Source organism: Aquitalea pelogenes (assembly GCF_001515305.1).
GTDB classification, from domain to species: Bacteria; Pseudomonadota; Gammaproteobacteria; order Burkholderiales; family Chromobacteriaceae; genus Aquitalea; species Aquitalea pelogenes.
Map to the genome: position 1 here is coordinate 12,828 of NZ_LNQV01000013.1, position 18,839 is coordinate 31,666.

18 protein-coding genes are annotated in these 18,839 nt (G+C 62.2%); 15 read left to right on the forward strand and 3 right to left on the reverse strand.

What is annotated here, in order from left to right; genetic code table 11:
• The first annotated feature begins 358 nt into the window (after positions 1–358).
• The 12 genes from AWT75_RS07445 to cobA all read left to right on the forward strand — a co-directional run bounded on the left by AWT75_RS07445 (position 359) and on the right by cobA (position 14,970).
• The gene (locus tag AWT75_RS07445) at positions 359–2,503 is read left to right on the forward strand and encodes a hydantoinase/oxoprolinase family protein (RefSeq protein WP_062788550.1); all 2,145 of its coding nucleotides are present in this window, start codon (positions 359–361) and stop codon (positions 2,501–2,503) included.
• Positions 2,504–2,514: 11 nt separating this feature from the next.
• Complete coding sequence (locus AWT75_RS07450) at positions 2,515–4,839, forward strand: hydantoinase B/oxoprolinase family protein (RefSeq protein ID WP_062788552.1); 2,325 nt, start codon at positions 2,515–2,517, stop codon at positions 4,837–4,839.
• A 25-nt stretch (positions 4,840–4,864) separates the two neighbouring features.
• Positions 4,865–5,371, forward strand: coding sequence for an acetone carboxylase subunit gamma (locus AWT75_RS07455; RefSeq protein ID WP_062788554.1), 507 nt, complete (start codon positions 4,865–4,867; stop codon positions 5,369–5,371).
• A 102-nt stretch (positions 5,372–5,473) separates the two neighbouring features.
• Positions 5,474–6,064, forward strand: a complete 591-nt coding sequence (locus AWT75_RS07460) for an ANTAR domain-containing response regulator (RefSeq protein ID WP_131359851.1) — start codon at positions 5,474–5,476, stop codon at positions 6,062–6,064.
• Between the two features lie 9 nt (positions 6,065–6,073).
• Complete coding sequence (locus AWT75_RS07465) at positions 6,074–7,177, forward strand: CmpA/NrtA family ABC transporter substrate-binding protein (RefSeq protein ID WP_045847325.1); 1,104 nt, start codon at positions 6,074–6,076, stop codon at positions 7,175–7,177.
• A gap of 253 nt (positions 7,178–7,430) precedes the next feature.
• Positions 7,431–8,633 carry a nitrate/nitrite transporter gene (locus AWT75_RS07470; RefSeq protein WP_062788556.1) on the forward strand — a complete coding sequence of 401 codons (1,203 nt, stop codon included), beginning with the start codon at positions 7,431–7,433 and terminating at the stop codon, positions 8,631–8,633.
• A gap of 24 nt (positions 8,634–8,657) precedes the next feature.
• A complete protein-coding gene (locus AWT75_RS23430; RefSeq protein WP_275575698.1) occupies positions 8,658–9,167 on the forward strand; it encodes an NAD(P)/FAD-dependent oxidoreductase in 510 nt (169 codons plus the stop codon).
• Positions 9,168–9,178: 11 nt separating this feature from the next.
• Complete coding sequence (nirB, locus tag AWT75_RS07475; RefSeq protein ID WP_275575699.1) at positions 9,179–11,107, forward strand: nitrite reductase large subunit NirB; 1,929 nt, start codon at positions 9,179–9,181, stop codon at positions 11,105–11,107.
• A 12-nt stretch (positions 11,108–11,119) separates the two neighbouring features.
• Complete coding sequence (gene nirD, locus AWT75_RS07480) at positions 11,120–11,437, forward strand: nitrite reductase small subunit NirD (RefSeq protein ID WP_062788558.1); 318 nt, start codon at positions 11,120–11,122, stop codon at positions 11,435–11,437.
• A 48-nt stretch (positions 11,438–11,485) separates the two neighbouring features.
• Positions 11,486–13,597, forward strand: a complete 2,112-nt coding sequence (locus AWT75_RS07485) for a molybdopterin oxidoreductase family protein (protein WP_239689506.1) — start codon at positions 11,486–11,488, stop codon at positions 13,595–13,597.
• 23 nt (positions 13,598–13,620) lie between these two features.
• Positions 13,621–14,193 (forward strand): (2Fe-2S)-binding protein, encoded by a 573-nt coding sequence (locus AWT75_RS22740; RefSeq protein ID WP_239689507.1) that lies wholly within the window; start codon positions 13,621–13,623, stop codon positions 14,191–14,193.
• A gap of 15 nt (positions 14,194–14,208) precedes the next feature.
• A complete protein-coding gene (gene cobA, locus AWT75_RS07490; protein WP_062788560.1) occupies positions 14,209–14,970 on the forward strand; it encodes a uroporphyrinogen-III C-methyltransferase in 762 nt (253 codons plus the stop codon).
• Between the two features lie 3 nt (positions 14,971–14,973).
• On the opposite strand, the gene AWT75_RS07495 is transcribed toward cobA, so the two are convergent.
• Positions 14,974–15,456 (reverse strand): OsmC family protein, encoded by a 483-nt coding sequence (locus AWT75_RS07495; RefSeq protein ID WP_062788562.1) that lies wholly within the window; start codon positions 15,454–15,456, stop codon positions 14,974–14,976.
• A gap of 13 nt (positions 15,457–15,469) precedes the next feature.
• Positions 15,470–15,952 carry a DinB family protein gene (locus AWT75_RS07500; protein WP_062788565.1) on the reverse strand — a complete coding sequence of 161 codons (483 nt, stop codon included), beginning with the start codon at positions 15,950–15,952 and terminating at the stop codon, positions 15,470–15,472.
• A gap of 93 nt (positions 15,953–16,045) precedes the next feature.
• On the opposite strand from AWT75_RS07500, the gene AWT75_RS07505 reads away from it, so the two are divergent.
• Positions 16,046–16,948, forward strand: coding sequence for a LysR family transcriptional regulator (locus AWT75_RS07505; protein ID WP_045847319.1), 903 nt, complete (start codon positions 16,046–16,048; stop codon positions 16,946–16,948).
• Here the strand turns inward: AWT75_RS07505 and AWT75_RS07510 are convergent.
• Complete coding sequence (locus AWT75_RS07510) at positions 16,945–17,199, reverse strand: hypothetical protein (RefSeq protein ID WP_153013264.1); 255 nt, start codon at positions 17,197–17,199, stop codon at positions 16,945–16,947. The two genes, AWT75_RS07505 and AWT75_RS07510, sit on opposite strands and share 4 nt — an antisense overlap.
• A gap of 175 nt (positions 17,200–17,374) precedes the next feature.
• On the opposite strand from AWT75_RS07510, the gene AWT75_RS07515 reads away from it, so the two are divergent.
• A complete protein-coding gene (locus AWT75_RS07515; protein WP_062788569.1) occupies positions 17,375–17,893 on the forward strand; it encodes a GntR family transcriptional regulator in 519 nt (172 codons plus the stop codon).
• Positions 17,857–18,798 (forward strand): aminotransferase-like domain-containing protein, encoded by a 942-nt coding sequence (locus tag AWT75_RS07520; RefSeq protein ID WP_338021293.1) that lies wholly within the window; start codon positions 17,857–17,859, stop codon positions 18,796–18,798. The genes AWT75_RS07515 and AWT75_RS07520 overlap by 37 nt, the downstream gene beginning before the upstream one ends.
• The last annotated feature ends 41 nt before the right edge of the window (positions 18,799–18,839 follow it).

Genomic DNA, 18,839 nt, shown 5'->3' on the forward strand with positions numbered 1-18,839 from the left:
GTCCATCATCATGGAAATTGGGCAGTACCGGCCTGCACCCATCGGTCAGGCGGGCTGTCCGTATTCCGTACACTGTCCGCGCCCTTGTCTGTATTCAAGACATCCGGGCTGAGGTGCGTTTTCCGTCATTCCATGTTTTTGTTTTTGCAAGTCATTGTAAATAAATGAAAAAGTGGAAAACCTGTTTTGGTTTCAAGGATGGCACGCATGTTGCCATTACCCGGCTGGGGACATTCCCCGTCACGTGGTGCCTGTCATTGGTTTCTGGCCAAAAGATTTGTCGCAGCCAGGTTGGCTGCCTCTTGAGGTTGTCAGGGCAAGACCACGATGTCGAACCACTCAGTCTGGAGGAATCAATATGCAAAGGCGATCCATCGTTCAGGTGATGGGCATTGATGCAGGCGGCACGATGACCGACACCTTTTTCGTCCGCGAAGATGGGCGTTTTGTCGTTGGCAAGGCACAAAGCAATCCCGCTGACGAGTCACATGCCATTTACCACTCATCGCGGGATGCGCTGGCACACTGGGGCCGGACGGTTGACGATGTGTATCCGGAGCTGGTGACCTGCGTGTACTCCGGCACGGCCATGCTCAACCGCATCCTGGCACGCAAGGGCTTGCCGGTGGGGCTGATCTGCAACAAGGGATTCGAGCAGATCCACGCCATGGGGCGAGCCTTGCAAAGCTATCTGGGCTATGCGCTGGAAGACCGTATTCATCTGAATACCCACCGTTACGATGAACCGCTGGTGCCGGTATCCCGCACCCGTGGCGTGACGGAGCGCACCGACGTGCAGGGAGAAATTGTCATCCCGCTGCGCGAGGATGAGGTGCGCCAGGCCACCCGCGAGCTGCTGGAAGCCGGTGCCCAGGCCATCGTCATTTGCCTGTTGCAGTCGCACAAGAACCCGCGCAGCGAACAGCAGGCGCGCGACATTGTGCTGGATGAGTTGCAACAGGCCCATGCCCGGCTGCCTGTCTTTGCCTCGGTGGACTATTACCCGTCGCGCAAGGAAAGCCACCGCATGAACACCACCATTCTGGAAGCCTACGGAGCCGAGCCATCACGTCAGACGCTAAAGCAGGTCAGCGACTTGTTCAGCAAGTACGGGGCGCGCTTTGACCTGCGGGTGATGGCCACCCACGGTGGCACCATCAGCTGGAAGGCCAAGGAACTGGCACGCACCATCGTGTCCGGTCCCATCGGTGGGGTGATTGGCGCCAAGTTGCTGGGCGAATACCTGGGCGATGACAATATCGCCTGTTCGGACATAGGCGGTACCAGCTTCGATGTCGCCCTGATCACCAAGGGCAATTTCGCCATCAAGTCCGACCCGGACATGGCCCGGCTGGTGTTGTCACTGCCGCTGGTGGCCATGGATTCGGTCGGCGCAGGCGCCGGCAGCTTCGTGCGGCTGGACCCGTACAGCAAGGCCATCAAGCTGGGGCCGGACAGCGCCGGTTACCGGGTGGGTACCTGCTGGCCGGAAAGCGGGCTGGATACCGTGTCGGTGTCGGACTGCCATGTGGTGCTGGGCTATCTGAATCCTGACAACTTCCTTGGCGGAGCCATCAAGCTGGATGTCGCCCGTGCCCGGAAACATATCAAGGCGCAAATTGCCGACCCGCTGGGCCTGAGTGTGGAAGATGCCGCAGCAGGTGTCATCGAGCTGCTGGACCTCACCCTGTCCGAATACCTGCGTGCCAATATCAGCGCCAAGGGCTACAACCCGGCGGAATTCACCTGCTTCTCCTATGGCGGGGCCGGGCCGGTGCATACCTATGGTTATACCGGCGGTGTCGGTTTCAAGGACGTAGTGGTGCCTGCCTGGGCGGCTGGCTTCTCGGCCTTTGGCTGTGCCTGTGCCGATTTTGAATACCGCTATGACAAGTCGGTGGATCTGGGCGTGGCGCAGCATGCCAGCGCAGCCGAAAAGGTGGCAGCCTGCCAAACCTTGCAGGAAGCCTGGTCTGACCTGGCGCTCAAGGTGATCGACGAATTCGTGCTCAATGGCTACCAGCCCGAGGACGTATTGCTGATACCCGGTTTCAAGATGCAATACATGGGGCAGCTGAATGATCTGGAAATCGTCTCGCCGGTCACCTGGGCCAGCACGGCCGAACACTGGGACCGGATGGTCGAGGCCTTCGAAACCACCTATGGCCGGGTTTATGCCACCGCCGCACGCTCGCCGGAGCTGGGTTTTTCCATTACCGCAGCCATCCTGCGCGGCACAGTGATCACCCAGAAACCCGCCTTGCCGGAAGACCCGGATGCCGGCCCGGTTCCGCCTGCCGCCGCATGTCTGGGAACCCGCCCGTTCTACCGCCACAAAAAATGGTCTGAAGCCACGCTGTGGAGCATGGAAGGCCTGAAGGCCGGTAATCACATCATCGGGCCGGCCATCATCGAATCCGATGCCACCACCTTTGTGGTGCCCGACGGCTTTGCCACCCGGCTGGACAAGCACCGACTGTTTCATCTGAGCCAGCTGCAATAAGGAGACGCACCATGAACATGTTTAGCAAGCAGGAATTCGGCTCGGCCAATCTGTTGCATAACGGCCAGACCCTGAAGCAGTACCGCGACGCCATCATCGAACGAACCCGTGCCACCGGGCATTACAACGGGCTGACAGAGCTGGCGCTGCGCGATGGCGACCCTATCGGCTACGAAAAGCTGTTTTCCAAGCTGCGCGGCGGGCTGGTGCATGCCCGTGAAACAGCCAAGAAAATTGCCGCCAGCCCCATCGTCGAGCAAGAGGGCGAACTGTGCTTCACCCTCTACAACGCTGCCGGTGACTGCGTGCTCACCTCCACCGGCATCATCATTCATGTCGGCACCATGGGTGCAGCCATCAAGTACATGATCGAGAACGACTGGGAGAGCAATCCCGGCATTCATCCGGGTGATATGTTCACCACCAACGATTGCGCCATCGGCAATGTCCACCCCTGCGACATTGCTACCATCGTGCCCATTTTCTGGGAAGGCAGGCTGATAGGCTGGGTGGGCGGTGTCACCCATGTCATCGATACCGGAGCAGTGACGCCGGGCTCCATGTCCACCGGGCAAACCCAGCGTTTTGGTGATGGCTACATGATTACCTGCCGCAAGACAGGCATCAACGATGTACCGCTGCGTGACTGGCTGCACGAATCGCAGCGTTCGGTACGCACGCCCAAGTACTGGATCCTCGACGAAAAAACCCGCATTGCCGGCTGCCACATGATCCGCGATCTGGTTGAGGAGGTGATCCGGGCTGATGGCATTGAAGCCTACGAAAAATTTGCCTTCGAAGTGATAGAAGAAGGGCGTCGCGGACTGATGGGCCGCATCAAGGCCATGACCCTGCCGGGCGTGTACCGCAAGGTGTCGTTTGTCGACGTACCGTACAAACACGAAGACGTGCAGGTATCCAATGCCTTTGCCAAGCTGGATTCCATCATGCATTCCCCCTGCGAGATGACCATCAGGCCGGACGGCAAATGGCGGCTGGACTTCGAAGGTGCCAGCCGCTGGGGCTGGCACACCTTCAATGCCCATCAGGTGGCCTTCACTTCCGGCATCTGGGTGATGATGTGCCAGACCCTGGTGCCCACCCAGCGCATCAACGATGGCGCTTACTACGCTACTGAGTTCCGCCTGCCCAAGGGCACGTGGTGCAACCCGGATGACCGCCGTACCGGACATGCCTACGCCTGGCATTTTCTGGTGTCCGGCTGGTCCGCCTTGTGGCGCGGGTTGAGTCAGGCCTATTTCAGTCGTGGCTATCTGGAAGAAGTCAATGCCGGTAATGCCAACACCTCCAACTGGCTGCAAGGCGGTGGCATCAATCAGGATGGCGAAATCCATGCGGTCAACAGCTTTGAAGCCAGCTCCTGCGGCACAGGGGCCAGCGCCATCAAGGACGGGCTGAACCACGCCGCTGCCATCTGGAACCCGGAAGGCGACATGGGTGATATCGAAATCTGGGAAATGGCCGAGCCGCTGCTTTACCTGGGGCGCAATGTCAAAACCAACTCCGGTGGCTATGGCAAATACCGTGGTGGCTGCGGTTTCGAAACCCTGCGCATGGTGTGGAAGGCACAGGACTGGACCATGTTCTTCATGGGCAATGGCTACATGAACAGCGACTGGGGGCTGATGGGCGGCTACCCCGCGGCCACCGGCTACCGTTTTGAAGCGCACAACACCGGGCTGGCAAAACGCATTGCTGCTGGCGAATCGCTGCCGCTGGGCGGAGATGCCAACCCCACACAGCCAGACTACGAACGACACCTGGCGGCAGGGGCCAGGGTCAAGCGTGACAAGCAGTGCATGAGCACCGAAGACTGCTATGACAACTACGACCTCTACCTGAACTACCTGCGCGGCGGACCGGGATTTGGCGATCCGATAGACCGCGACCCCAAGGCGATAGAGGCCGACCTGAACCAGCAATTCCTGCTGCCGGAATACGCAGAACGCGTGTATGGCGCGGTGTTCAGCTGTGACAGCAAGGGCCGTTATACCGTGGACGTGGCAAAAACCGGGCAGCGGCGCGCGCAAATGCGGCAGGAAAGGCTGGCCCGTGCGCAGCCCACCCGCGTCTGGATGCAGCAGGAGCGCGAGCGGATTCTGGCCAGACAGGCCTCGGTACAGGTGCAGCACATGTTTGCCACCAGCTTTGCCCTGTCCGACAAGTTCAGCCGCCAGTTCAAGGCCTTCTGGAGCTTGCCTGACGACTGGCAGCTGCTGGAGAGCGAGCTGGGGGTGCCGTCTTATGGTGCCAAACACCGTATGGATTTGTCCTTGCTACCCGATGTCACCACCGTGGTGCAGGTGGAAGAGTAAAACCCCATGCAGAAGGAGACAGCACATGTCGGCATATACCAATGAACAGATTTCCCATCTGGTGGATGGCACGCTGGACTGGGACACCACCTTTCGCATGTTGTCCATGCCCAAGGATCAGCAGCGCTTTGTGCAATACCTGGCCGCCTTGCAGGAGAAGGTGAGCTTTCCCGACCGCATCATCCTGCCACTTGGCCCGCACCTGTATATCGTGCAGTCCTGCCAGGACAAGCGCTGGGTGACGCAGTGCGATTGCGGCCATGTGTTTGGTGATTACCGCGAAAACTGGAAGCTCAATGCCATGATTCATGTGCGTGATAGCCCCGAAGCCATGGCCGAGGTGTACCCGCCGCTGATGGCACCGGACACGCAGTGGCAGGTGTATCGCGAGTATTACTGCCCGCAATGCGCCACCATGCATGATGTGGAAGCACCCACCCCCTGGTATCCGGTGATTCACGATTTCGAGCCGGACATCGAAACCTTCTATCAGCAGTGGCTGCAAATACCGCTGCCAGAGCGGGCCAACTGAGTCCAAGGGCTAAGCGGTGCGGGGGGCTTGCACTGCCTCGCACTGGCTGGCCTTGGGCACGAATATTGCATCCCTGGTGGTCATCACCCGATGATGGCTGCCATGACTGCTTCCACTCCATTACGACTATTACTGGTCAACGATACCGACCGCCCGATGGCGCAGCTGCATGCTGCGCTGACGGCGGCTGGCTATCTGGTGGTGGCACAGGCGCAAGGCGCGGCAGAGCTTTTGCAGCTGGTGGACAGCCAGTCTCCCGACATCATCATCATTGATACCGAATCCCCCTCCCGCGACACACTGGAGCAGCTGGCACTGATGGGCCATGCCGCGCCACGCCCGGTGGTGATGTTTGCCGAGCAAGGCGGCTTGCCCGCCATTCAGGCTGCGGTCAGTGCCGGTGTCACCGCCTATGTGGTGGATCAGGTGGCGGCCAGCCGCCTGGCACCGATCATCGACATGGCGCGGGTCAAGTTTGAAGAAGACGCCCGTCTCAAAAAGCGACTGCTGCAAATGGAAGAGCAACTGGCAGAGCGCAAGCTGATCGAACGTGCCAAGGGCATCCTGATGGAGCGCCGCCAGCTGTCCGAAGCCGACGCCTATGCGCTGCTGCGCAGCCAGGCCATGCAAAGCGGCTTGCGGCTGGCCGAACTGTCCCGCCAACTGATCAACTCCAGCAAGCTGCTGGGCTGAAAGACATTCATGACTGTTCCCGCATGCTTGCACACACTGAACCTGGGCTTTGTCGCACTGACAGATTGCGCACCGCTGGTGGTGGCGCAGCGTCTGGGGCTGGACCGTGAAATGGGTCTGCAATTCTGCCTGCACCGCCAGCCGTCCTGGTCGGCGGTGCGCGACAAGCTGATCAGCGGCCAGCTGGATGCCGCGCATGCACTGTACGGGCTGGTGTATGGCATGCAGCTGGGCCTGGGTAATCCGCCCTGCGACATGGCCATCCTGATGACGCTGAACCAGAACGGGCAGGGTATCAGCCTGGCTCCGGCTTTGGCCGATGCCTATTGCCAGGGTGCCAGCCTGATGGAAATCAGCCAGCAACTGGGCCGCCCGCTGGCACTGGCACATACCTTTCCCACCGGCACTCACGCCATGTGGCTGTATTACTGGCTGGCCGCCCAGGGGGTGCATCCCTTGCGCGATGCCCGTTGCGTGGTGATTCCACCGGCACAAATGAGCGATGCCATGCAGGCCGGTGTGTTGGACGGATTCTGTGCCGGCCAGCCCTGGCATGCACTGGCGCAGCAGCGCGGGGTAGCCAGCCTGGTGACGGACAGTGCGGTCATCTGGCCGAATCATCCGGAAAAGGTACTGGCTTGCCGACGCGAACTGGCACAGCAACAGCCGGATGTAGCCGGGCGTCTGGTACAGGCGCTGCTGCTGGCCTGCCACTGGCTGGACCAGCCGGAAAACCACGCACTGGCTGCCGCCTGGCTGGCCGCGGAGGACTGCCTGGCCATGCCGGCGGAGTTGATCCTGCAACACTGGACCGCGGCGGATGCCGGTCCACTGCATTTTTGTGATGAAGGTCGCGTCAATTACCCATATCCGTCGGATGCCTTGTGGTTTTTGCAGCAATACCGGCGCTGGGGCATGTGGCAGGGCAATGACGCGGCCGCCGTGGTGGCCAGCGTCAACCAGACCGCCTTGTATGAGCAAGCGGCCCGAGCCTGCGGCTTGTCATTGCCCGCTGTACATGACCGCCACAGCGTGCTGATGGACGGCAGCCACTGGCCAGATTATTCCGGCAGTGCGCCCAGTGTCGGTGCGCTGTCGCAATACACGCACTGATGCGGTGCAATATCCGGGCAAAACCGGCATGAATAGTCCCGCAAACAGCATTTTCCGGTTGGCACGCAAATTGCGATAAGTGCGGTGTAGCAGCGCAACGGCGTGCTGACTGCACCATACATCACGGCAGTGGCCAACGGCGGCCACTACCGATACGGACAACGGCGTCCTCTCCTGACTTCACCGTCAGGGAGGGCGCCGTTTTTGTTTTGGCCATTTGGCGGGAAGCACGCTTCCCCGACAGGAGTACTACATGGACCGCACTTTCTGGCAAGCCGGACACAAGCCGACCCTGTTTTCAGCCTTTCTGTATTTCGACCTCAGTTTCATGGTGTGGTATCTGCTGGGGCCCTTGCAGGTGCCCATTGCCAGCGCACTGCATCTGTCCACCCAGCAACGCGGCCTGATGGTGGCCACGCCCATCCTCGCCGGGGCCATCCTGCGCCTGTTGATGGGTGTGCTGGTGGACCGCATCGGCGCGCGCGGGGCCGGCATCATCGGCCAGCTGGTGGTGATTGCCGCCTTGCTGGGGGCTTGGCAGATCGGCATTGCCAGCCTGGGTGGCGCGCTGCTGCTGGGCCTGTTCCTGGGCGTGGCCGGGGCTTCGTTTGCGGTATCGCTGCCGCTGGCCTCGCGCTGGTATCCGCCGCAGCATCAGGGCACGGCCATGGGCATTGCCGGGGCGGGTAACTCCGGCACCGTGCTGGCCGCCTTGTTTGCCCCGGCGCTGGCACTGGCTTTTGGCTGGCAGAACGTGTTCGGCCTGGCCTGCATTCCGCTCATTGCCGCGCTGCTCATCTTCACCTGCTGTGCCAAGGACGCACCCAATGCGCCGCCAGCCAAGAAGCTGGCCGACTATCTGGCAGTGCTGAAGGAAAAGGACGCCTGGTGGTTCATGTTTTTCTATTCGATGACCTTTGGCGGCTTCTCCGGCTTTGCCAGCGCGCTGCCGGGTTACTTTCACGACCAGTTTGCCTTTGATGCCAAAACCGCAGGGCTGTACACCGCCGCCTGTGTGTTTGCCGGTTCGGTGATGCGGCCGCTGGGCGGCATGCTGGCCGACCGTCTGGGCGGCACCCGTTCCTTGCTCGCGGTGTATCTGTGCTGTGCGCTGCTGATTGGCGCGGCCGGTTTCAATGTGGGTGGTTCTTCGATGGCACTGGTGCTGTTCATTCTGGCCATGCTGTGCCTCGGCGCCGGTAACGGTGCGGTGTTCCAGCTGGTGCCGCAGCGCTTTGGCAAGGAAATCGGCGTGATGACAGGTCTGGTGGGGATGGCGGGCGGGGTGGGTGGTTTTGCGCTGGCCGCCAGCCTCGGGGCCATCAAGCAGGCTACCGGTGCTTATGCAGCAGGCCTGTGGTTGTTTGCCTGCCTGTGCTGCCTGGCCTGGCTGAGCCTCTCCGGGGTGAAACAACGCTGGCGCAGTGGCTGGACCGTTGCCGCGGCACGGGTATAAGAAGCAAGGGAGAGCAGGATGAACATGGCAGAACTGCAGGGCAAGACCCGGCAAAAGCTGGTGGTGGTGGGCAATGGCATGGCCGGCATCCGCACCGTGGAAGAGTTGCTGGGCCTGGCCCCGGATTTGTACGACATCACCGTATTCGGGGCCGAGCCGCACCCCAATTACAACCGCATTTTGCTGTCGCCGGTGCTGGCCGGGGAGCAGGATTTCAAGGACATCATTCTCAACAGCGTGGAGTGGTACGCCGAGCACGGCATCACCCTCCACATGGGCAAGAATGTGGCCACCATCGACCGGGTCCGCCGCAAAGTCATCGCCGAGGATGGCACCGAGGCGGCGTACGACCGCCTGCTGCTGGCCACCGGCTCCACGCCCTTCATCTTGCCAGTCCCGGGCAAGGAGCTGGATGGCGTCATCAGCTATCGTGACATCCGCGATACCGAGCTGATGATGGAAGCCGCCAAAACCAAGCGTCAGGCGGTGGTGATTGGCGGTGGCCTGTTGGGGCTGGAGGCTGCAACGGCCTGAAGCTGCGAGGCATGGAGGTTACCGTGGTGCATCTGGGTGACTGGCTGCTGGACCGTCAGCTGGACGACGTAGCCGGTGGCCTGCTGCGCCGGGCGCTGGAAGAGCGTGGCATCGGCTTTTTGCTGGGCAAGCAGACCGCCGCCATTCTGGATGACGGCCAGGGTGGCGTGGCCGGGGTGCGCTTTAGCGATGGCGAGCAGGTGGACGCGCAGCTGGTGGTGATGGCGGTGGGCATTCGCCCCAATACCGCACTGGCCGAATCCTGCGGCCTGCACTGCGAACGCGGCATCGTGGTGAGCGATGCGCTGCAAACCTACGACCCGCGGGTGTATGCAGTGGGCGAGTGCGTCAGCCATCGTGGCGTGGCCTATGGTCTGGTAGCTCCGCTGTTCGAGCAGGCCAAGGTGTGCGCCAACCATCTGGCCCAGCTGGGTATTGGCCGCTATCAGGGCTCGGTGCTGTCCACCAAGCTGAAAGTCACCGGGATTGATTTGTTCTCGGCTGGCGACTTCATGGGCGGGGAGGGCATGGAGGACATCGTGCTGTCCGACCCTGCCGGCGGCGTGTACAAGAAGCTGGTGATCAAGGACGACAAGCTGGCCGGGGTCTGCCTGTATGGCGATACCGCCGACGGTGCCTGGTACTTCAAGCTGCTGCGCGAAGGCCGCTCGGTGGCGGATTTGCGCGACACGCTGATGTTTGGCGAATCCGCCATTGGCGATGCCGGCGTGCAAGGCCAGAGCAAGGCCGCCTGCATGCAGGACAGCGACGAAGTATGCGGCTGCAACGGCGTGTGCAAGGGAAGCATCGTCAAGGCCATCAAGGACAAGGGCCTGTTCACGCTGGACGAGGTGAAAAAGCACACCAAGGCCGCCAGTTCCTGCGGTTCCTGCTCCGGCCTGGTAGAGCAGATATTGATGAGCGTAGTGGGTACCGACTTTCAGGAAACGCCCAAGACCAAGGCGGTGTGCGGCTGTACCGAGCGCAGCCACGGAGAAGTGCGCAAGGCCATCCGCGAACAGCACCTGCTGACCCATGCCGAGGTATTCCATTTTCTGGAATGGCGCACGCCCAATGGCTGTGCCACCTGCCGCCCGGCCATCAACTACTACCTGCTGTCCAGCTGGCCGCATGAGGCAGTGGACGACCCGCAAAGCCGTTTCGTCAACGAACGGGTGCACGCCAATATCCAGAAGGACGGCACCTTCTCGGTGATTCCGCAGATGAAGGGTGGCGTCACCACCGCCAGCGAGCTGCGCCGCATTGCCGATGTGGCCGACAAATACCAGGTGCCGATGGTGAAAGTCACTGGTGGCCAGCGCATCGATCTGCTGGGCGTGAAGAAGGAAGACCTGGTCAATGTGTGGCAGGACCTGGGCATGCAGTCCGGCCATGCCTACGGCAAATCCATCCGCACGGTGAAAACCTGTGTCGGCAGCGAGTTCTGCCGCTTTGGCACCCAGAACAGCACCCAGATGGGTATTGATCTGGAAACCATGCTGGCCAATATGTGGTCGCCGCACAAGGTGAAGCTGGCGGTGTCCGGCTGCCCGCGCAACTGTGCCGAAGCCGGCATCAAGGACGTGGGGGTGATTGCGGTGGATTCCGGCTGGGAGCTGTATGTAGGCGGCAACGGCGGCATCAAGACCGAGGTGGCGCAATTCCTGTGCAAGGTGAAAACCGCCGAGGAGGTAAAGGAATACAGCGGCGCCTTCCTGCAGCTGTACCGCGAGGAAGCCTATTACCTGGACCGCACCGTGCACTACATCGCCCGTGTCGGCCTGGATGTCATCAAGGCCAGGGTAGTGACCGATGCTGCCAGCCGACAGGCCTTGTACCAGCGGCTGCTGTTCTCGCTACAAGGCCTGCCCGACCCGTGGGCAGCACGCATTGCCGGGGCGCAGAAAAACGAATTCATCCCGATCAAACTGGAAGCCTGAGGAGCGCACAGCATGACAGACAGCCAACACTGGGTTCAGATTTGCGCCCTTACCGACATTCCGCCACAAGGCAGCCGGGTGGTGGAACGCGCCAGCGGCAATGTGGCGGTGTTCCGCACCCATGATGACAAGGTATTTGCCCTATTGGACCGCTGCCCGCACAAGGGCGGGCCGCTGAGCCAGGGCATTGTGCATGGCGAGTCGGTGACTTGCCCGCTGCACAGCTGGAATATCGACCTGGCTACTGGCGCAGCACGCGCGCCGGATGAAGGCTGTGCCCGCCATTTTCCGGTAAAGCTGGAACACGGCATGGTGCTGCTGGGTTTGTGAACAAGGACGATTGCAACGGGACCTTGTCATCAGAAAAGGATGAGCAAAATGGGCAGGACTGAAACCCGCTCCACCTGCTGCTATTGCGGCACAGGCTGTGGCGTGCTGATTGCCAGCGAAGACGGGCGCATAACAGGTGTACGGGGCGACCCGGAACACCCGGCCAATTTTGGCCGGCTGTGCAGCAAGGGGCTGAACCTGGCGGCCAGTGCCGCCAGTGACAGTGGCCGTGCGCTGTACCCGGAAATGCGGCTCACCCGCGATGCGCCTCGCCAGCGTGTTGGCTGGGATGAAGCGCTGGACAGCGTGGCCGAAAGTTTTGCCCGCATCATCCACCAGCACGGGCCGGATGCGGTGGCATTTTACGTGTCTGGCCAGTTGCTGACCGAGGACTACTATCTGTTCAACAAGCTGGCCAAGGGCGTGGTGGGCACCAACAATATCGACACCAACTCCCGCCTGTGCATGTCCAGCGCCGTTACCGCCTATAAAAAAGCCTTTGGCGCAGATGGCCCGCCCAGCTGTTATGCCGATCTGGAACAGGCCGACTGCGTGCTGTTTGCCGGCAGCAATCTGGCCTACGCCCACCCGGTGCTGCTGCGTCGGCTGGAAGAAGCCCGTGCGGCGCGGCCGGACACGCGCTGGATTGTGATTGACCCGCGCCGCACCGACACCGCCGCCATGGCCGACCTGCATTTGCAGATTCAGCCCGGCACCGATGTGGCGCTGTTCAACGGCATGCTGCATCACCTGATCTGGGAAGGGCTAGTGGCAGCGGATTACATCAGCGCCCATACCGAAGGCTTTGCCGAACTCAAGCAGATGGTGCGCAACACCACGCCCAACATGGCGGCGGAAATCTGCGGCATCCGCGAAGAAGACCTGATCCAGGCTGCCGAGTGGTTTGGCCGCAGCCCGGCCAGCCTGTCGCTGTACTGCATGGGGCTGAACCAGTCCAGCCACGGTACTGACAAGAACCTGGCGCTGATCAACCTGCATCTGGCCACCGGGCAGATTGGCAAGCCCGGTGCCGGGCCGTTTTCGCTCACCGGCCAGCCCAATGCCATGGGTGGGCGCGAAGTAGGCGGCATGGCCACCATGCTGGCGGCGCACCGTGATATCGACAATGCCGCGCACCGTGCCGAAGTGGCCGCCCACTGGGGTGTGCCGGCGGAGCGGCTGTCGGCCACGCCCGGCTTGCCCGCCATTGCCATGTTCGACGCATTGCAGCAGGGGCGCATCAAGGCTATCTGGATTGCCTGCAGCAATCCGGCGCACTCGCTGCCCAATCTGCCCCAGGTACGCGCCGCTTTGGCCAAGGCCGAGCTGGTGGTGGTGCAGGATGCCTTTGCCCATACCGACACCACCGCGCTGGCCGACATCCTGCTGCCCGCAGCCACCTGGGGTGAAAAAGAAGGCACGGTCACCAATTCCGAACGCCGCATCAGCCGGGTGCGTGCCGCCGTGCCACCACCGGGCGAGGCGCAAAGCGATGGCTGGATTGTCAGCCAGATTGCCCGCCGTCTGGAGGCCTTGCTGTATCCCGGCGCTGCCAGCCTGTTTGCTGATACTGAAGTCGCCAGTGTGTTTGACGAACATTGCGCACTCACCGCCGGGCGGGATCTGGACATCAGCGGGCTGAGTTATGCGGTGCTGGACAGCGCCGGGCCGCAGCAATGGCCGCGGCCTGCTGGTGCGGTGCAAGCGCAGGCGCGACGCTATGTCGATGGCGTGTTTGCCACTGCCAATGGCCGGGCGCGTTTTCATGCCGTGCGCTACCAGCCACCGGCAGAGAATGTGTCGGCGCATTACCCCTTCCGTCTGCTGACTGGTCGGCTGCGTGACCAGTGGCATGGCATGAGCCGCACCGGCCGTCTGCCGCAGCTGTTTGCCCACCGCCCGGAACCGGCACTGGAGATGCACCCGGACGATGCCGAACGCCGTGGCCTGCAAACGGGCGATCTGGTACGCATCAGCAGCAAGCGCGGCCAGCTGGTATTGCCGCTTGCCACCAGCCGCGAACTGCCCGGCGGCACGGTATTTGCCGCCATGCACTGGAATGGCCAGTTTCTCAATAGTGGCGGCATCAACGAAACCAGCCAGCCGCAGGTGGATGGCCAGTCCTTCCAGCCGGAACTCAAGCATGCCGCGTCAAGGTAGAAAAAATCAGCCTGCCGTGGCGGGTGACGGCGGCGCTGCACTGTGACGACCTGCCGGCCATGCAGGCGCGGCTGGCACCGCTTCTTTGCCAGTGCAGCTATGCCGCCATTGCCTTGCATGGCCCGGATATTTTATTGTTGCGCGCCGCGCATGCGACGGCGCTGGATGACTGGCTGCAACAGCTGCTGGATGTGCTGGGCCTGCAGCCCGGTCCGGATGTACTGGAGTATCGCGATGACCGGCGCGGTGTGGTCAAGCGCGTGGCCTGGGCCGATGGCCGTCTGTCTGGTTTTGTGTTTTCCAGCAGCAGTACGACAGACGGCCCGGCAGCGGACAGCCTGCTGCAGCAACTGCAAGCGAGGGAACAATGGCAGGGATCGCGCCTGACCGTGTTTGCCCCGGCCGGACAGCGTACTGTAGTACGGGAAAAAATCGTCTGTCAGTGCAAGCAGGTAGGCGAAAACGCCATCCGCCAGTGTCTGGAGCGGGGCGATAGTGTGGAACAACTCAAGGGCACACTGGGCTGTGGCAGCGTCTGCGGTTCCTGTATGCCGGAAATCAAACGCATGGCCGCCAGCGTGGCGCAGCCTGCCTGAACAGGGAGCAAGAATATGAAACGCGAAACAGGCAAGGTGGTGCTGCTGGGGGCCGGGCCCGGCGATCTGGAACTGCTCACCCTCAAGGCGGTGCGCCAGTTGCAGGCGGCGGAGGTGCTGCTGCTGGACGAGCTGGTCAACCCGGACATCGTCAGCCTGGCCCCGCAGGCGCAGGTGGTACGGGTGGGCAAGCGCGGTGGTTGCAAGTCCACGCCGCAGGATTTCATCCAGCGCCTGATGCGTCGCTATGCCATGCAGGGCAGGCGGGTGGTGCGGGTGAAGGGCGGTGAGGTACTGTTGTTTGGCCGTGCCGGTGAGGAAATCCGCTACCTGCAACAACACGGTATCGAGGTGGACGTGGTGAACGGCATCAGTGCGGCACTGGCGGCAGCCGCCAGCCTGAATGTATCGCTCACCCATCGCCAGCATTGCAGAGGCGTGACGCTGGTGACTGCCCACGCACAGGACCACAGCGAGCCGGACTGGCAGGCACTGGCCGCCACCGGCACTACTTTGGCCATCTATATGGGCATGAGCCGCATTGCCAGCCTGAATCAGGCGCTGCTGCAGCACCTGCCAGCCAGCACACCGGTGGCGGTGGTGCAGTGGGCCAGCACGCCGCAGGAGCAGCGTCTGCTAAGCACGCTGGCCACGCTGGAAGCCGACGCCCTGGCCGCTGGCATGGGTAGCCCGGCCATCATTCTGGTGGGCGAGGCCATGGCCGAAGCCAGCCTGCCCGCCATGGTGCAGCCCGCAGCAGCGCAAGGCTGTGCATGATGGCTAGACCGGTGTGTGGTCCAGCCCCACCGGCTGGCACAGCACGGTAGATGTCACGGAATTGGCAATAAAGCAGTTGCTGTGCGCCTGATGGTGCAGCTGGGCATGCTGGGCCGCGCTGGGCGGGTTGGCACTGCCAAATTGCACATCCGGCCGCAGCGTGACGCGGGTAATGGCCAGTTGCCCGGCCGCATTCTTGCCCATCTCGCCACTGGCCCGGTCCAGATAACGCTCTACGGTAAAACCGGCACGGGCGGCCAGGTCCAGAAACCACAGCATGTGGCAGCTGGACAGCGCCGCCACGAAGGCTTCTTCCGGGTCCACCGCGCTGGCATCCGACATCGGCAGCGGCACCACGGCGGGGGAGGACGAACCCGCCACTTCGGCGCCGCCATCAAAGCGCAGCACATGCTTGCGGCTGTAGCGACGATCAAGAAAATCCTGACCGCTGCGTTGCCATTCCACTTCCACCACGAATTGCGCCATTGTGTTCTCCCGTTCAGGCAGTTTGATGCAGAAAGATGGTGAGGCTGTCCTTGGGCGGGCGGATATCCGCCTCCGCCAGCATGCGTCCCACCATGCCGCGATGATAGCTGCCGTGGGTAATCAGGTGCAGCAGCATCTCACAGCGCTGCATCCTGCCCGGCTTGCCATCGACAAAGCGGAAGTCCACCGCCTCGGTCAGCTGGCTGGCGTCCACACTGTCCAGATAATGCAGATACCAGCCATCGCTGGCCTGCTGACGGGCCTTCAGCTCGGCCAGCGTTGGGGTTTCCGGTGTGTTCAGCGCGTCAAAGCCGTGCGGCAGCTGTTGCAGATTGGCCTGGAAGATCTGCTCCACCAGCCACACATGGTTCAGCATGCGTATGGCAGCGGTCCTGGTATCGGCAGACAGGGCCGGTAGTTGTTGTTCCAGCAGGGCAAACAATTGCCGGTTAGCCCAGGCCTTGGCCTGAAACAGGGTGTGCAGTTGGGTGTGCATGAGCTGTCCTCCGTGAAAAACCTAGCTTATTACGCATGGTGGGTTTTAGAATCTGTCTGTCAGGAAAATCATTACTGAAACAGATTCAGCAATATGATAGAAACGCAAACCACCGAATTGCTGGCCGTGCTGTATCTGAGCGAAAGCGCCAGCTTCACCCGCGCGGCAGAACGGCTGGGGCTGACGGCCTCGGCCTTGTCCAAGGCAATAGACCGGCTGGAAAAACGCCTGGGCTGCCGCCTGTTTGCCCGCAGTACCCGCCGGGTGGTGGCTACGGCGGAGGGCGAGCGTTTCATCGCCCATGCCCGGCGCATCGTGGACGACCTGGCCAGCGCCGAGGCCGACCTGCGTTTTGGCCGCAATATTCCGCAAGGCACGCTGCGCATTACCGTGGGCACTGCTTTTGGCAACCAGCAATTGCTACCGGCGCTGCCACGCTTCATGGCGCGTTACCCGCAGCTACGGCTGGCCCTGTCGGTGAGCGACCATCTGGTGGACATCGCCGCCGACGGTTTCGACCTGGGCTTGCGGCTGGGGCCGCTGGGCCCGGTGGACAATCTGGTGGCGCGCCCCATTGCCAGCCTGCCGCGCAAGGTGTGTGCGGCACCGGCCTATCTGCGCCAGTTTGGCAGCCCAGAGCACCCGGACCAGCTGGCACAGCACCAGTGCCTGGTGGTGGCGGATGTGGAGCAGGCCGACCAGTGGCCCTTCATGGTGGATGGCGCATTGCGCCGGGTGGATGTCAGCGCCCGGCTGAGCGTGGACAGTGCCGAATCCCTGCTCAGCCTGGCCTTGGCCGGGGCCGGCATCATCCGCCAGTCGGCCTTCTTGCTGGAACCGGCATTGCAGGATGGCAGGCTGGTGGAAATCCTGCAGCCGTGGCGGGTGGACGACAGCATGCCGCTCACCGCCTTGTACCCGCCGGGCCGTCAGCATCAGGCCAAGCTCACCGCCATGCTGGACTTCCTGCACGAAACCTTCGGCCAGCCAGACTAGCCGCAGCTGGCCAGTTGCAACAGGCTGTGCTCACCCTGCAACTGCAAACTCAGCTGCGCCGGGCCGCCAACGGCTTCCAGCAACAGTGCTTCCCCGCTGGCCTTGCCCGGCGTCCAGCTGGCACCACGCACCAGAATCACATCCTGGCCGCAGTAGCTGATCCATACCCGTCCTTGCTGCACGCTCAGGCTGTGTGGCAGGCGGCCTTGCAGGCTTAGCAATTCACCCTGTTTCAGTAGCAATGTGGTCATGTCGTGTGCTCCGCTGCGGTTGATGCCAAACAGCTTAGCGCTGGCAAAACAGCGCCGGTAGCCACACAGTTGGCCAAAAACAGCCATGACAGCACAGGTTTTTTTGCAACTGTACTGCCTGTTTTTGTGCACAACTGTCCGTGGTGGCCGTGATGCAATCCCTTATCATGGAGGCATGGACAAGCAGCCTCTTTACCAGCAACTGGCCGATGACATCGCCGCCCAGATCGCCAGCCGCGTATTGCGCGTGGGCGAGCGTCTGCCGTCGCTGCGCGACATGAAATTGCGGCGGGGTCTTAGCCTCAGCACCGTCCAGCAGGCTTTCCGCCTGCTGGAGGACCAGGGCCTGGTGGAGGCGCGGCCACAGTCCGGCTACTTTGTGCGCCAGCGTAGCGACAGCACGCCCTTGCTGCGCCTGGCCGCGGCCACCGAGGTGTCGGTTGACCCATTGTTGTGGAGCTATGTCGAGGACCAATCCGAGCAGCACACCGAGCGCATGCAGGGTTTTCGCAGTGCTGTGGCACCGCACGACCTGCTGCCCACCGCCCAGTTGCAACGCATGACGCTGGACTGCATGCGTCATCACCCGGACCTGCTGTCCGACTACGGGCGCCCAGCGGCCTGCCAGCCTTCAAGCGTCAGATTGCGCGGCTGGCACTGGAGTGGGGTGGTCAATTGCATCCGGAACAGCTGATTGTCACCCAGGGCACCATCGAGGCGCTTAACCTGGCCTTGCGTGCGCTTACCCGGCCGGGTGATGTAGTGGCGGTGGAGTCACCGGCCTATTTTTCGCTGCTGTTCACGCTGAAAGTGCTGGGTTTGCGCGTGGTGGAGATTCCCACCGATCCGGTGAGCGGCATTTCGGTAGACGCGCTGGAGCTGGCTACCCGCGATTCCGCCATCAAGGCGGTGATTCTGGTGCCCAATTTTTCCAATCCGCTGGGCGCGCTGATGCCGGATGCCGCCAAGGAAAAAGTGGCCGACATGCTGGCCGAGCGTGGCATTCCGCTGATCGAGGATGATGTTTACGGCGAGTTTTACTACGGCAGGCAGCGGCCACGCCCGATCAAGGCGTTTGATCGTAGCGGCAACGTGCTGTATTGCGCCTCGCTCACCAAGGATGTGGCCCCTGGCTTGCGCATAGGCTGGATAGATCCGGGTCGCTATCGCAACCAGGTGGAGGTGCAGAAATACCTCAGCACGCACTCCACGCCTACGTTGAATCAGGCGGTATTGGCGCGTTTTCTGGAAAGCGGCGCCTATCCCCGCCACATGCGGCGCCTGCGTCGTGCCATTGCCAGCCAGATGCAAGGCTTGTTGCAGGGTCTGACACAGCATTTTCCGGCTGATGTGCAATACACCGCGCCGCAAGGCGGCTTTGCCTTGTGGCTGGTGTTTCCGCAGGGCTTCGACAGTCTGGTCTTGCACCAGCAAGCCCGGCAGGAAGGCATAGGCCTGGCACCGGGGCCGCTGTTTTCGCCACGCGGCGGCTATCGCCATTGCGTGCGCCTGTCCTGCGCTGCGGCCTGGACGCCGGAGCAGCACGCCCGGCTGCTGCGACTGAGTCAACTGGTGTGGCAGCAATACCGCAGCGACTAGCGGACCCGGCAGTACCGGGTTCGCCAGGCGCTGTGGTTTGG

Bases quoted from the DNA above. Each gene is read 5' to 3' on its own strand.
- nirB (WP_275575699.1), top strand. From the start codon at position 9,179: ATGGAGGTTACCGTGGTGCATCTGGGTGACTGGCTGCTGGACCGTCAG.
- AWT75_RS07515 (WP_062788569.1), top strand. From the start codon at position 17,375: ATGGACAAGCAGCCTCTTTACCAGCAACTGGCCGATGACATCGCCGCC.
- AWT75_RS07470 (WP_062788556.1), top strand. From the start codon at position 7,431: ATGGACCGCACTTTCTGGCAAGCCGGACACAAGCCGACCCTGTTTTCA.
- AWT75_RS07450 (WP_062788552.1), top strand. From the start codon at position 2,515: ATGAACATGTTTAGCAAGCAGGAATTCGGCTCGGCCAATCTGTTGCAT.
- nirD (WP_062788558.1), top strand. From the start codon at position 11,120: ATGACAGACAGCCAACACTGGGTTCAGATTTGCGCCCTTACCGACATT.
- AWT75_RS07485 (WP_239689506.1), top strand. From the start codon at position 11,486: ATGGGCAGGACTGAAACCCGCTCCACCTGCTGCTATTGCGGCACAGGC.
- AWT75_RS07510 (WP_153013264.1), bottom strand. From the start codon at position 17,199: ATGACCACATTGCTACTGAAACAGGGTGAATTGCTAAGCCTGCAAGGC.
- AWT75_RS07500 (WP_062788565.1), bottom strand. From the start codon at position 15,952: ATGCACACCCAACTGCACACCCTGTTTCAGGCCAAGGCCTGGGCTAAC.
- AWT75_RS07455 (WP_062788554.1), top strand. From the start codon at position 4,865: ATGTCGGCATATACCAATGAACAGATTTCCCATCTGGTGGATGGCACG.
- AWT75_RS07460 (WP_131359851.1), top strand. From the start codon at position 5,474: ATGACTGCTTCCACTCCATTACGACTATTACTGGTCAACGATACCGAC.
- AWT75_RS07495 (WP_062788562.1), bottom strand. From the start codon at position 15,456: ATGGCGCAATTCGTGGTGGAAGTGGAATGGCAACGCAGCGGTCAGGAT.
- AWT75_RS23430 (WP_275575698.1), top strand. From the start codon at position 8,658: ATGGCAGAACTGCAGGGCAAGACCCGGCAAAAGCTGGTGGTGGTGGGC.
- AWT75_RS07445 (WP_062788550.1), top strand. From the start codon at position 359: ATGCAAAGGCGATCCATCGTTCAGGTGATGGGCATTGATGCAGGCGGC.
- cobA (WP_062788560.1), top strand. From the start codon at position 14,209: ATGAAACGCGAAACAGGCAAGGTGGTGCTGCTGGGGGCCGGGCCCGGC.
- AWT75_RS07465 (WP_045847325.1), top strand. From the start codon at position 6,074: ATGACTGTTCCCGCATGCTTGCACACACTGAACCTGGGCTTTGTCGCA.
- AWT75_RS07505 (WP_045847319.1), top strand. From the start codon at position 16,046: ATGATAGAAACGCAAACCACCGAATTGCTGGCCGTGCTGTATCTGAGC.